Genomic DNA, 13,005 nt, shown 5'->3' with positions numbered 1-13,005 from the left:
TTCGTCGCGTGGATGCCGAGGATGGCGCTTTGCGGTGGGTTGATGATGGGGGTGGAGAGCATGGAGCCGAACACGCCGCCGTTGGAGATGGAGAATGTGCCGCCGGAGAGCTCTTCCAGCGTCAGCTTGCCCTCCTTGGCGCGCGGTGATGTGCTCATGCAGCGGCACCCGCCGCGCCTACATCCAGCGCTTGTATCAAGAAGAAGGGATGGATTTGCCCGCCATCTCGCGCTGGACCGGCGCACTCTCCGGCTGTGGCGGCTGCGAGTGGGACATCGCTGACTTCATCAAACAGCTTGATGCAGCCTCCGGTAAAGAAGCATAGCCATGGGGATAATGCTTGTGCCTGCCCCCAGTACAGCATGATAGACTTTCGCACCGAAACCTAACCAAGGAGGAATGCAACATGCAGAATTTTCGACATTTTCGATTCGCCGCTCTGCTTGGCTTATGCCTGACACTCCCTTGCACCACGGCACTGGCAGATGCGGATAAAACTGAAAAGTCAGAGGATGACCCCACTCTGGCCATCCGGGGCAATCCTCCTGCCGACCACCCCTTCGCAAAACTGAAACGCGGCATGAAATTCTCTGAGGCTGTCGAGATTCTTGGCAAGCCCACCTCCGAACGATCTTTTTGTACCGGCAAACAACATATCCCGTTCTATATGGGGCCGGACAAAGGACGTACCGAGTATTTTTACAAGGGGCAGGGCAAGGTGATTTTCTTTACACAGGTCAGCGTATTTGGCATGTTCCATGTGAACAAATGCACACCCAAAGATCCGTTTGAAGTGGCCGGTGCCGAATACAATCCCAACGAGAGCGGGGATGCTCCGAAGACTGACGATGGTGCCCAAAAGTAAACAGACACCTGCCTGACCCACCATCCCTCTGGGCAGCGTCAATGCTCCCAGAGGTCCACCCGATCAAGCGCCACCTTCTCCAGAAACCGCACTCTGCAGCCCCGCCTCACGGAAGGGCTCGAAGCAATCGAAAACCAGCCAGGCCATTGCGTTGTGTAGGGGCGACACCGCTGCGGTTGGCCGCGCGGGCCGCCTGGGGGCCATCTATCCAGGCTCCGCCGCGCTGTACGCGCAGTGGGCAATCGGCACGCTGTACCGGCGAGCCGTCTGCGGGAGCACCGCTGTAGCTGTCGCCGTAGCAATCCTCGACCCACTCGCGCACGTTGCCGCTCATGTCGTACAGGTTCCAGGCATTGGCCTTCTTCTTTCCCACCGGATGGGGATGGTAATCGGCATTGCCTACGCCCCAGGCCAGTTGCGCCAGGAATCCCTGCCCGCAGTAGGTGCTGTGCTGGCCGCCCGCCCGGCAGGCGTATTCCCATTGAGACTCGCTGGGCAGGTTGAAACGCTGGCCGCTGACGCGGTTCATCTCGCGCACGAACAGCTGCGCATCGTCCCAGCTCACCTGTTCGACCGGGTTGCTCCCCCCGATAAATTCGCTGGGCTTGAGCGTGGTCACTTTGCGGTATTGGTCCTGGGTGATCTCGTATCGGCTCAGCATGAACGCCTTGACACAGACCTTGTGTACCGGCAGCTCGTCCTTCTCCGCCGTGTCATCCAGCCCCATGTCGAAACAGCCTGCCGGGATGTACACGAACTCGATGCCGGTGTTCGGCTCGCGCCAGATCTCCCCGGCTTTGAGCCCCTCCGCACACACGGGCGCGGCAAGGATGGCAGGCAGCAGCGCCGCCAACAAGAGGGTGAACAGTCTCATGGAAGCATCCCCTGAAGAAAACAAGTCACAAATCCAGCAACGCCCGTCCCGGGAACTCCAGCGCTTCCTTGATCGTGCCCAGAAACTGCACCGCTTCGCGTCCATCGATGATGCGGTGGTCGTAGGACACGGCGAGGTAGTTCATCGGGCGGATGACGACCTGGCCGTTCTCGGCTACTGGGCGGTCTTTCGTCGCGTGGATGCCGAGGATGGCGCTTTGCGGTGGGTTGATGATGGGGGTGGAGAGCATGGAGCCGAACACGCCGCCGTTGGAGATGGAGAACGTGCCGCCGGAGAGCTCTTCCAGCGTCAGCTTGCCCTCCTTGGCGCGCGCGCCGAAGTCGGCCACCTGCTTCTCTATATCGGCGTAGGAGAGTTTGTCCGCATCACGGATGATGGGCACCACCAGGCCGCGCTCGCTGCCGATGGCCACGCCGATGTCGTAATAGCCGTGGTAGACGATGTCCGTGCCATCCACCGAGGCGTTGACGACAGGAAACTTCTGCAGCGCCAGCACCGCCGCCTTGACGAAGAACGAGGTGAAGCCGAGCTTGATGCCGTGCTTCTTCTCGAACGCGTCCTTGTAACGGTTGCGCAGGTCGATCACCGGCTGCATGTTGACCTCGTTGAAGGTGGTCAGGATGGCGGCGTTGGCTTGCGATTGCAGCAAGCGCTCGGCGATGCGCTGGCGGATGCGGGTCATCGGTACGCGCTGCTCGATGCGGCCACCGACTGCCGCTTGCGGGACCGGCGCGACCGGGGCGGCTTTCTGCTCGATCACCGCCTGCACGTCTTCCCGGGTGATGCGCCCGCCGCGACCGCTGCCGGTGACGTTGGCGACATCCACCCCGGCCTCGTGCGCCAGCTTGCGCGGCGAGGGCGACAAGACAGGCTCTGCCGCCGTCCCGGCTTGGGGCGCGGCGGTCGCCTGCGCTGTGGTATCCAGCAGGCCGATCACTTCGCCGCTCACCACCAGTTCGCCCGCCTGTTTCAGTATCTGCACCAGCACGCCGGACTGCACCGCTGGCAACTCCAGCACCACCTTGTCGGTCTCGACATCGATCAGGTTCTCGCCCTCCGCCGCCGTTTCGCCGACCTGTTTGTGCCAGGACAGCAGCGTGGCTTCGGAGACGGATTCGGACAATTGCGGGACTTTGATCTCAACTTGCATGGCGTTTCGCTCCGGGGTTGTTGCGCTGAGTGATGTCAGCGCGGAAGGCGGCCTCGATCACTGCTTTCTGTTGTTCGTTGTGCAGAGCCAGATAACCGGCGGCAGGCGCGGCGGACGAGGCGCGCAGCGCGTAGCCCAATTGCATGCCGGGACGCATGTGGCGCGCCAGATAATGCTGGATGCGGTGCCAGGCACCCTGATTGCCCGGCTCTTCCTGCGCCCAGAGCAGTTCGGTCGCGTTCGGGTAGGCGGCGATCTGGGTGGCGAAGTCCTGGTGCGGGAAGGGATACAACTGCTCGATGCGGACGATGGCCATGTCGGTGATGCCGCGTTCGCGGCGTGCCTTGAGCAGCTCGTAATACAGCTTGCCGCTGCAAGCGATGACGCGGCGCACGTGGGTAGCATCAAGCGCATCCACTTCGCCGATCACCGGCTGGAAGCGGCCCTCAGCCAGTTCGCTCAAGGGCGAGGCGGCATCCTTGCTGCGCAGCAGGCTCTTGGGCGTGAACACGATCAGTGGGCGGCGATAGGGGCGCAACATCTGGCGGCGCAACAGGTGGAACATCTGCGCGGGCGACGACGGCACTACGACCTGGATGTTGTATTCCGCGCACAGTTGCAGATAGCGCTCGATGCGGCCCGAGGAATGCTCCGCGCCCTGCCCTTCGTAACCGTGCGGCAGCAACATGGTCAGGCCGCACAGCCTGCCCCACTTGGCCTCGCCGGAAGCGATGAACTGGTCGATCACCACCTGCGCGCCGTTGGCGAAGTCGCCGAATTGCGCCTCCCACAGCACCAGCGAATCCGGGTCAGCGGTGGCGTAGCCGTACTCGAAGCCGAGCACCGCCTCTTCCGACAGGATGGAATCGATCGCCACGAAATCGGCCTGTCCGGGCCGGATGTGCTGCAACGGCACATGCGCGCCCAGCCGCCATTCCGTGCGATTCTGGTCGTGCAACGCGGCATGGCGGTGGAAGAAGGTACCGCGTCGGCAATCCTGCCCGGACAGGCGCACGGCATAACCCTGGTCGACCAGGCTGGCATAAGCCAGGTTCTCGGCCATGCCCCAGTCCAGCGCCAGCTCGCCGCGCCCCATGGCGGAACGGTCGGCGATGATTTTCTCGACACGCGAGTGAAGTTTGAAGCCGGGCGGCAGATTGACCAGCCGCGCCGCGTAGTGATGCAGCGTGCCTAACGGCACCGCTGTCGGCACCGGCTGATCCCAGCGCACGTCATCCTGCTTGAAGTCGCGCCAGCGGGTCGCGTGCTGCTCGCGGAAATCGCTCTCGGCCAGCGGCACTGGCTTGTCGCCGCTCTCCAGCAGTTTGCGGTAGTCGGCGATCATCGCGTCCGGCACCTCCGGCGCGATCACGCCCGCCGCCGTCAGCCGCTGCGCGTACAAGGCGCGAGTGCCGGGATGCTGGTTGATGTAGCGATACATGAAGGGCTGGGTGACCAGCGGCTCGTCCTGCTCGTTGTGCCCCAGCTTGCGGAAACACACCATGTCGATGACCACGTCCTTGTGGAAGGTCAGGCGGAAATCCAGCGCGATCTCGGTGACCAGCAGCACGGCCTCGGGATCGTCGGCATTGACGTGGAAGATGGGCGCTTCGACCATCTTGGCCACGTCGGTGCAATAGGTCGAGGAGCGCGTGTCGCGCGCGTCCGAGGTGGTGAAGCCGATCTGGTTGTTGATGATGACATGCACCGTGCCGCCGGTGCCGTAGCCGCGCGTCTGCGACAGGTTGAGCGTCTCCATCACCACACCCTGTCCGGCAAAGGCGGCATCGCCGTGCAGCAGGATGGGCAGCACCTGGGCTCCGTCATGGTCGTTGCGCCGGTGCTGGCGGGCACGCACCGAGCCTTCCACCACCGGATCGACGATCTCCAGATGCGAGGGATTGAACGCCAGGGTAACGTGCATCGCGCCGCCCGGCGTGGCGATGTCGGACGAGAAGCCCTGATGGTATTTCACGTCACCGGACGTGAGCGTGTCGTTGTGCTTGCCCTCAAACTCGGCGAACAGGGTGGACGGACGTTTGCCGATGATGTTGACCAGCACATTGAGCCGCCCGCGATGGGCCATGCCGATGACCGCCTCCTTCACCCCGGCACCGCCCGCGCGCTGCAGCAGGTGGGACAGCAACGGGATCAGGGTGTCGCCCCCTTCCAGCGAGAAACGCTTCTGGCCGACGTATTTGGTGTGCAGGTAACGCTCCAGCGTCTCGGCGGCAGTCAGCCGTTCGAGGATGCCGCGCCGCTGCGTTGCGGTGTAGCCGGGCTGGCCGCGCACGCTCTCGATGCGCTGCTGGATCCAGCGTTTCTGCGCCATGTCCGAGATGTACATGTATTCCGCGCCTATGCTGCCGCAGTAGGTCTGATGCAGCAGGCGCACGATCTCGCGCAGGGTCATGCGCTGCGCGCCGACCAGCGAACCTGTCTCGAAAGTCGCCTCCAGATCGTCGTCGGTCAGCCCGTAATAGCCCGGCTCCAACTCAGGCACCTCGGGTTTGGCATGACGGGCCAGCGGATCAAGGTCGGCGCGGCGGATGCCGAGGAAACGGTAGGCATTGATGAGTTGCAGCACATAGACTTGCTTGCGTGCGAACTCGGCATCCTGAGTGACGGCAGGTTTGCCGCCCGCAGGCGGCAGTGCGGCGAAGCTGCGCTGCACCGGCGTGTGTGCCACCTCGTGGTCCGCACCCGGCGTGCGCTGCAGCGCGTCGAAATAGCTGCGCCAGGCGGGTTCCACACTTGCCGGGTCGCGCAGGTAGTCCTCGTACAAGGCCTCGATGAAGCTCGCGTTGGCACCGAACAGCCGCGAGCTGTCCTGCATGGTCTGAAGGTAGCTGCGTTCGCCCATGTCGCGGGCCTTTCCTAGCGCTCCGTTACCGGCACGAAATCGCGCTGCACCGCGCCCTGATACAGCTGGCGCGGACGGCCAATGCGACGGTCGGCGTCAGAAATCATTTCGTTCCATTGCGAGATCCAGCCTATGGTACGGGCCAGTGCAAAGATCACCGTGAACATATTGGTCGGGACACCCAAGGCGCGCAGCACGATGCCGGAATAGAAGTCCACGTTCGGGTACAGCCTGCGCTCGATGAAATACGGGTCGCGCAGGGCGATCTGTTCCAGCTCCAGCGCCATCCTGAACATCGGGTCGTCGCCCAGGTTCAGCTCGTTCAGCACCTCGTAGCAGGTCTCGCGCATCACGTTGGCGCGCGGGTCCATGTTGCGATAGACGCGGTGGCCGAAGCCCATCAGGCGGTAGCGCTTCTCCTTCACGCCCTTCATGAACTCCTCGACACGCGAGATGTCGCCGATCTCTTCCAGCATCTTCAGCACCGCCTCGTTGGCACCGCCGTGCGCCGGGCCCCACAAGGCCGCGATGCCGGACGACACGCAGGCGAACGGGCTGGCTCCGCTCGATCCGGCCAGCCGCACGGTGGAAGTAGAGGCGTTCTGCTCGTGGTCGGCATGCAGGATGAAGATACGTTCCAGCGCCCGCACCAGCACCGGGTTCGGTACGTAGTCCTCACAAGGCGTGGCGAACATCATGTGCATGAAGTTCTCGACGTAGCCGAACTTGTTCTTCGGATACATGAATGGTTCACCGATGTTGTACTTGTAGGCCATCGCCGCGATGGTCGGCACTTTGGAGATCAGGCGCAGCGCCGAGATCTCGCGGTGCTCGGGATTGTTGATGTCCAGCGAGTCGTGATAGAACGCCGACAGCGCCCCGACCACGCCCACCATCACCGCCATCGGATGGGCATCGCGGCGGAAGCCGCTGAAGAAGCGCGCCAGCTGGTCATGCACCATGGTGTGCTGGCGGACCTTGCTGTTGAACTCGACCTTCTGCGCGGCCCCCGGCAATTCGCCGTTCAGCAGCAGATAGCAGACTTCAAGGAAGTCGGAATGCTCCGCCAGCTGCTCGATGGGATAGCCCCGGTAGTACAGCAGGCCGGCCTCGCCATCGATGAAGGTGATCTGAGATTCGCAACTGGCCGTCGCCATGAAACCTGGGTCGAAGGTGAACAGCCCGGCCTTGGCCAGGTTGCGGATGTCCAGCACATCGGGCCCCAGCGTGCCCTCAAGGATCGGCAGTTCGATGACCCGACCATCATCCAGCGTCAACGTCGCAACACGCTTTTTTTCCATAATCTACTTCCAGTGAGACGCAGCTTCAAGCTGCCATGAGCAAATCCAACAGCGGACGAATCTCGTCCTTGGCCGCGATTTTACCTGTAATCAAATCCCAAAGCTCGTTATCCGGCAGCTCCAGCAGTTGCACGAATTGCGCCTGCCGCCCGGCATCCAGCCCATCGAAATGTCGCACCACGAAATGCTCCAGCACGATGTCCAACTCCAGCAGCCCACGGCGGCAGCGCCACAGCAAGCGGTCGTTGCAGGCCTCGCAGCTCACACCATCCTCTTGACCATCAGGTCCTTGATCTTGCCGATGGCTTCGGTCGGGTTCAGGCCTTTGGGACAAACTTCGACACAGCTCATGATGGTGTGGCAACGGAACAATCGGTACGGATCTTCGAGATAGTCCAGCCGCTCGGCGGTGGCTTGGTCGCGCGTGTCGGCGATGAAACGGTAGGCCTGCAACAGCCCCGCCGGGCCGACGAACTTGTCCGGGTTCCACCAGAAGGACGGGCAGGAAGTCGAACAGCAGGCGCACAGGATGCACTCGTACAAGCCATCCAGCTCGGCACGCGCCGCCGGCGATTGCAGCCGCTCGGTCTCCGGCGGCGGATCATTGTTGACGAGGTAGGGCTTGATCGAGTGGTACTGCTTGAAGAACTGCGTCATGTCCACGATCAAGTCGCGAATGACCGGCAGGCCGGGCAGCGGACGCAGTTCTATCGGCTGCTTCAGGCTGGACAGCGGCGTGATGCAAGCCAGCCCGTTACGCCCGTTGATGTTGATGGCATCCGAGCCGCACACGCCTTCGCGGCAGGATTTGCGGAACCCCAGACTGTCGTCCTGCTCTTTGAGCAACATCAGCGCATCCAGCAGCATCCTGTCACCGGATTCGAGATCGAGTTCATAGTCACGCATCGCCGGGCGGCCATCGGTCTCCGGGTTGTAGCGATAGATACGGAACTTCATGATCGGCACGCCCAGCCGGACTCAGAACAACTCGACATCCCCACCCGATTTCTCCTGCAAACTGGACACATAGTGCCCCATGGCTTCCTCCACAGGCACCCCTCCCATGACCGCATCGAACATCTCGCGCTCCTCGGGGGTGGTGTATTTGGAACGTATCTGTTCCTGCAGGCGATGCCACTCTTCCGGCGAATAAAGTCGGCTGCTGTCGGAGACGAGCTGGCTCAGTGAATGGAGACTGCCGCAGACATGATCCAGCCGCTGCCCCATGCGGTCATAGAACTGGAAGGAGACGATCGCGTCGTTCATCATGCTCATCACATGGGATCCCGTTTCCAGCACTCCAGCCTTCATCGCCTCGCCTTCTTCGGTGGTCGGCAAGGTGCTCAACGTCTCCTGCTGCGCGCTGAGGAAGTTCGCCATCGCCGTAAAGGCCGTGGACAATACCTCGAACGAGGAGCGACTGTCCTTGAGAGCAGTATCGATCTGTACCATCGCCAATTCCAGCATCAGCACCGTCTCACGCACCTGACTCCAGTCCATGTCAGGATTGCGTGCCCGCGAACCCGCCCTGATGTTGTCCATACGTCCTCCCAATTCTCGATTCGACCAAGTTGCGTGCATCATATCACCGAAGAAAGGCTACAAAACCGGGAACAGGCCTCGATTTCTGCGTAAAATCGACCGCATCCGTAGCCGCATACAACAGGAAAAGACCATGCTCGACTACCCACAGGTCGCCCTGGAATTCATGAATCGCGACCATCAGGAATTCGTCTCCCTGCGCGACAAACTGCTCGGGTTACTGGCACGAGCCCCCACAGACACCGATGCGCTGGACGTGCTGCTGGGCGACCTGCAGGAACACACGCGCCATCATTTTGCCGAAGAAGAGGGGCGCATGCTCGCCGCACAGTTCCCGCCCTACCCCATGCACAAGGGCGAACATGACCGCGTACTGGCCAGCATGGCCGCACAGGTCGAGTCATGGGCGAGGGAGCGAGATACCGCAGCACTCAAGCACTGGCTGGAAAAAGAGATCGGCGACTGGTTCGTCAATCACGTCAACACGATGGATTTCATCACCGCTGCATTCATCGCCAGCCGCAGCTAGTCGTACCTCAGCGCACGGTCCGCCCCAAACCGCCACGCCGCCAGAGCTTCCACGCCGCAGCGGGTGTCAGCGTGTGTGAACTGGCCGTGCCGCCACTGCCCAGCACCTTAATCTCCAGCCGCGCCAACTCGCCGCGCCGCAGCGCCGCCAGCAACGGTTGCGCGTAACCCCGCTCCAGGGACTGTATCCGCGCACGCCAGGCCTGCCAGTCACCCGCCTGCAGCGCCTCGCCCAAACCGCCGTACACCAACAGTTGTGCGCCCTCGACGGGCTGCCAGCGTTCCGGCCAAGCGTGGTCGGTCAGTCCGGCAAGCTGGGCGAACTGTCCAGCCAACGCATCGTCGGTGCATACCGACTGGAACGACTGTGACAACGCCACCCCGGCCACGCCGCCGCCCCACAGCCAGACACCGTTGACCGCCCGCAGACCGCGCGCTTCCAGCGCCTCGTTGACGGGATGTTGATGCAACAACATCTGAATCTCGTTCGTCAGCCTATGCCAGCGCAACGTGTCCTCCCCGTGCGGCAGCAGATGGCGGATGTCGCGCCCGTACACTTGCGACAAGGGCGTGGTGACGAGGCCGGGGACCGCCTCCAGCCGCAGATACCAGCGCTGCGGATGCGGCGCGTGGAACGTCAAGCCATCCGCGCTGAAATGCTGATTCAGGCTGGCGACCAGGGCTGCCGCCTCGCCGGACGCCAAGCCGCCGGTGGGCAGCGCCACGATCTTGTCGCGCTGCAACAAAAAATGCACCGGATCGGCGCGCAGCCAATAGCCGTCCTGCGACAAACCATCCGCCTGTGCCGTGACCGCCGCCACCGGCTCACCGCCCGACACGCCGTACGCGCGACACAAGGCCGCCTCCAGAGTTGTCGATGTACCATCCGCCCGCGCACCCCGAGCCAGCAAAGCCTCCAGCGCGGGCAACGCCAAGCCAGCCAACAACTCGCCCGCCCAGTCCGGCGGCGGAAGCAAATCAGCAACGATCAACTGTATTTTTTTCATGGCGCGGAGTTTACCAGAGGCCGCCGTGATGGATTTCGACTCAATCCTGCCGCATCCCCGCCCCGCTTGTGGCACACTAGCGCCCGAACTTTTTGCCGGTCTTTCCCTTGCGTCCTTACGAACTGCTCATCGGTCTGCGTTACACCCGCGCCAAGCGCCGCAACCACTTCATCTCCTTCATCTCGCTGATCTCGATGCTGGGCATCGCGCTCGGCGTGGCGGCGCTGATCGTGGTGCTGTCGGTGATGAACGGCTTCCAGAAGGAAGTGCGGGCGCGCATTCTGGGTGTGACGCCGCATCTGCAAGTGGTGAGCGACACCGGTCAAGTGCTGGACTGGCAGCCGTTGCTGGCTGCGCTGGGCAAACAAGCAGACATCCGCGCCGCCGCGCCCTACGTCAGCGGTCAGGGCATGGTGTCGCTAAACGAGGTGGTGCAAGGCGTGATGGTGCGCGGCATCCTGCCCGCCGACGAGCAGCGCCTGACCGGGCTGGGCGACAAGATGAAAGTCGGCAAGCTGGACGACCTACTCCCCGGTGAGTTCGGCATCACGCTGGGCAGCGACTTGGCGCGGGCGATGGGCGCACGGCTGGGCGATTCGGTGCTGCTCATCACGCCGCAGGGCCAGATCACGCCTGCCGGGATGTTGCCGCGCCTGAAACAGTTCCGTGTGGTCGGCATCTTCGAGGTAGGCATGGCTCCATTCGACAACGCGCTGGTACTGATCCACCTGAGCGACGCGCAGAAGTTGTTCCGGCTGGGCGAAGCGGTGAGCGGCATCAGCGCCAACCTGCACGACCTCGACCATGCGCCCGAGGTGGCGCGCCAGCTCGGCAGCCAATTACCGCCCGGCCTCTACGCCAGCGACTGGACGCAGCAGAACGCCAACTACTTTGCGGTGGTGGCAATGGAAAAGAAGATGATGTTCATCATCCTGTCGCTCATCGTGCTGGTCGCCGCGTTCAACATCGTCTCTACGCTGGTGATGGCCGTCACCGACAAGCAGGCCGACATCGCCATCCTGCGCACGCTGGGCGCTGCGCCCTCCAGCATCATGAAGATCTTCATGGTGCAAGGCGTGCTGATCGGCCTCATCGGCATGGTGCTGGGCGTGGGCGGAGGCGTACTGATCGCGCTCAACATCGGCACCCTCGTGCCCTTCATCGAGCACCTGTTCGGCGTACAGTTTCTGTCCAAGGAGTTCTACTACATCAGCGAACTGCCGTCCGACCTGCACAGCGCCGACGTAATCGTAGTCGCCTCGATGTCCTTCCTCATCAGCCTGTTGGCGACCCTTTACCCAAGTTGGCGCGCAGCCAAGGTACAACCGGCGGAGGCGTTGCGTTATGAGTGACGAACACAACAGGACTGAGGTCGGAGGACTGAGGGCTGAGATGGTTATTTCCTGCAAGGAACTGCGCAAGACTTACGCACAGGGCAAGCTCAACGTCACGGTGCTGAACGGGGTCGATCTGCAAGTGGCGCGCGGCGAGAGCCTGGCCATCCTCGGCGCGTCCGGCTCCGGCAAGAGTACCCTGCTCCACCTGCTAGGCGGACTGGACACGGCCAGCGGCGGCAGCGTGCAGATTTTGGGGCAAGACGTGCAGGCGATGAGCGAAGCGGCGCGCGGCGAACTGCGCAACCGTCATCTGGGCTTCGTCTATCAGTTCCACCACCTGCTGGCCGAGTTCACCGCGCTGGAGAATGTCGCCATGCCGCTGCTGATCCGGGGCATGAAACGCGAGGAGGCCGCGCCACAGGCCGCTGCCATGCTGGAACAGGTCGGCCTGGGTCACCGGCTGGAACACCTGCCCGCCGAGCTTTCCGGCGGCGAACGCCAGCGTGTCGCCGTCGCCCGCGCGCTCGTCACCCGCCCAGCCTGTGTGCTGGCCGACGAGCCGACCGGCAACCTCGACCGCGCCAGCGCCCAAGCGCTGTTCGCCCTGCTGCAGGAACTCAACGCCCGCCTCAACACCAGTTTCATCATCGTCACCCACGACCTCGAACTGGCTGCCCGCATGCAGCGCCAGTTGCGGCTGGTGGATGGGACATTGCAAGACGCTTGAAACGACAAGGGCGACCCGCTTCCGGATCGCCCTTGCTCGGTGACCGCGGCAGTCAGGCCAGCGTGATCACGCCAGCGGCAAACCGGTCGCCCGGTAAAAAGCCGGCAAATCTCCCAAGTCCTTGAACACCGCCGCAGCGCCGGTGAAGTCCTGACCGTGGGTGTAATCGTTGACAGTGATGTAGGTCTTGATCCCAGCACCGAGACTGGAACGCAGGCCATTGTTGGTATCCTCGATGGCGATGCAGTCCTGGGGCGCGAGCTTGAGTTGATCCAACACCCAGTTGTAGATGTCCGGTGCCGGTTTCTTGGCGGGCACGATGTCGCCACAGCCGACAGCACTAAAGTACCGCTCCCAATCCTTGCCCAGCCCCACTTCCAGCAAGGCCGCGACATTCTCCGGCGAGGTGGTGGTGGCGATTGCCAGCGTGACACCGCTTTGGTGCGCACTCTGGATCAAACGCTTGATGCCGGGACGCAGCGGAATGCGACCATCGGCAAGCATGGCGGTGTAGTGCGCGGTCTTGACCTTGTGCAGGTGCTTGACGAAGTCATCGAAGTTCTCCGGTTTGGCGTAAGCCGTGTTGAAGTCGGAGACGTAGTACTTGATGCGCTCCTTGCCGCCGGTGACTTTCAGCAGCTTGTCGTACAGCGACACGTCCCAGTTCCAGTCGAGATCGTTGTCAGCGAAGGCCTTGTTGAAGGCGATGCGGTGCGCGTCTTCGGTATCGGCCAGGGTGCCGTCCACGTCAAAAATGATGGCTTTGATGGTCATGCTCGTCTTCCTGTTG

General features: G+C 62.7%; 14 protein-coding genes and 1 pseudogene. 5 read left to right on the top strand and 10 right to left on the bottom strand.

Annotated features, from left to right (window positions below; genetic code table 11):
* A pseudogene (locus DM08_RS12615) lies at window positions 1-143 on the bottom strand (2-oxo acid dehydrogenase subunit E2); the annotation flags it as partial.
* Between DM08_RS12615 and DM08_RS10125 the strand changes: the two are divergent.
* Both DM08_RS10125 and DM08_RS10120 read left to right on the top strand, forming a co-directional pair.
* The gene (locus DM08_RS10125) at window positions 95-325 is read left to right on the top strand and encodes a (2Fe-2S)-binding protein (protein ID WP_051938105.1); all 231 of its coding nucleotides are present in this window, start codon (window positions 95-97) and stop codon (window positions 323-325) included. The pseudogene DM08_RS12615 and the gene DM08_RS10125 overlap by 49 nt on opposite strands.
* 81 nt (window positions 326-406) lie before the next feature.
* Window positions 407-865, top strand: a complete 459-nt coding sequence (locus DM08_RS10120) for a hypothetical protein (RefSeq protein WP_035384551.1) — start codon at window positions 407-409, stop codon at window positions 863-865.
* Window positions 866-971: 106 nt separating this feature from the next.
* Here the strand turns inward: DM08_RS10120 and DM08_RS10115 are convergent, their stop codons facing one another.
* Genes DM08_RS10115 through DM08_RS10085 form a run of 7 tightly spaced genes read right to left on the bottom strand, consistent with a single transcriptional unit; the run spans window position 972 to window position 8,616 of the window.
* Entirely contained in the window at window positions 972-1,739 is a 768-nt protein-coding gene (locus DM08_RS10115; protein ID WP_051938104.1) for a formylglycine-generating enzyme family protein, read from the bottom strand.
* Window positions 1,740-1,764: 25 nt separating this feature from the next.
* The gene (gene odhB / locus DM08_RS10110) at window positions 1,765-2,910 is read right to left on the bottom strand and encodes a 2-oxoglutarate dehydrogenase complex dihydrolipoyllysine-residue succinyltransferase (protein WP_035384550.1); all 1,146 of its coding nucleotides are present in this window, start codon (window positions 2,908-2,910) and stop codon (window positions 1,765-1,767) included.
* Window positions 2,900-5,773, bottom strand: a complete 2,874-nt coding sequence (locus tag DM08_RS10105; protein WP_035384549.1) for a 2-oxoglutarate dehydrogenase E1 component — start codon at window positions 5,771-5,773, stop codon at window positions 2,900-2,902. Before DM08_RS10105 ends, odhB begins: the two co-directional genes overlap by 11 nt.
* A 14-nt stretch (window positions 5,774-5,787) precedes the next feature.
* Window positions 5,788-7,074: a citrate synthase gene (gene gltA, locus DM08_RS10100; RefSeq protein WP_035384548.1), complete on the bottom strand. Its 1,287-nt coding sequence runs from the start codon at window positions 7,072-7,074 to the stop codon at window positions 5,788-5,790.
* A gap of 25 nt (window positions 7,075-7,099) precedes the next feature.
* Window positions 7,100-7,339 carry an FAD assembly factor SdhE gene (locus tag DM08_RS10095; protein ID WP_035384547.1) on the bottom strand — a complete coding sequence of 80 codons (240 nt, stop codon included), beginning with the start codon at window positions 7,337-7,339 and terminating at the stop codon, window positions 7,100-7,102.
* Window positions 7,336-8,031: a succinate dehydrogenase iron-sulfur subunit gene (locus DM08_RS10090; protein ID WP_035384546.1), complete on the bottom strand. Its 696-nt coding sequence runs from the start codon at window positions 8,029-8,031 to the stop codon at window positions 7,336-7,338. Before DM08_RS10090 ends, DM08_RS10095 begins: the two co-directional genes overlap by 4 nt.
* Window positions 8,032-8,052: 21 nt before the next feature.
* Window positions 8,053-8,616 carry a hypothetical protein gene (locus DM08_RS10085; protein ID WP_035384545.1) on the bottom strand — a complete coding sequence of 188 codons (564 nt, stop codon included), beginning with the start codon at window positions 8,614-8,616 and terminating at the stop codon, window positions 8,053-8,055.
* A 133-nt stretch (window positions 8,617-8,749) separates the two neighbouring features.
* Between DM08_RS10085 and DM08_RS10080 the strand changes: the two genes are divergently transcribed.
* On the top strand, window positions 8,750-9,145 hold the full coding sequence (locus DM08_RS10080; protein WP_035384544.1) for a bacteriohemerythrin: 396 nt from the start codon (window positions 8,750-8,752) through the stop codon (window positions 9,143-9,145).
* Between the two features lie 7 nt (window positions 9,146-9,152).
* Here the strand turns inward: DM08_RS10080 and DM08_RS10075 are convergent, their stop codons facing one another.
* Window positions 9,153-10,151, bottom strand: a complete 999-nt coding sequence (locus tag DM08_RS10075) for a hypothetical protein (protein WP_051938103.1) — start codon at window positions 10,149-10,151, stop codon at window positions 9,153-9,155.
* Between the two features lie 107 nt (window positions 10,152-10,258).
* Here DM08_RS10075 and DM08_RS10070 point away from each other — a divergent pair, with 107 nt between their 5' ends.
* Both DM08_RS10070 and lolD read left to right on the top strand, forming a co-directional pair.
* Window positions 10,259-11,503: a lipoprotein-releasing ABC transporter permease subunit gene (locus DM08_RS10070; protein WP_035384543.1), complete on the top strand. Its 1,245-nt coding sequence runs from the start codon at window positions 10,259-10,261 to the stop codon at window positions 11,501-11,503.
* A 40-nt stretch (window positions 11,504-11,543) separates the two neighbouring features.
* Complete coding sequence (gene lolD, locus DM08_RS10065) at window positions 11,544-12,215, top strand: lipoprotein-releasing ABC transporter ATP-binding protein LolD (protein ID WP_035384542.1); 672 nt, start codon at window positions 11,544-11,546, stop codon at window positions 12,213-12,215.
* A 66-nt stretch (window positions 12,216-12,281) separates the two neighbouring features.
* On the opposite strand, the gene DM08_RS10060 is transcribed toward lolD, so the two are convergent.
* Window positions 12,282-12,989, bottom strand: coding sequence for an HAD family hydrolase (locus DM08_RS10060; RefSeq protein ID WP_035384541.1), 708 nt, complete (start codon window positions 12,987-12,989; stop codon window positions 12,282-12,284).
* Window positions 12,990-13,005: the final 16 nt, after the last annotated feature.

Origin of the sequence: Ferriphaselus sp. R-1, from assembly GCF_000746095.1 — a bacterium.
GTDB lineage: Bacteria > Pseudomonadota > Gammaproteobacteria > Burkholderiales > Gallionellaceae > Ferriphaselus.
This window is presented reverse-complemented; position numbering and strand designations above follow the sequence as displayed.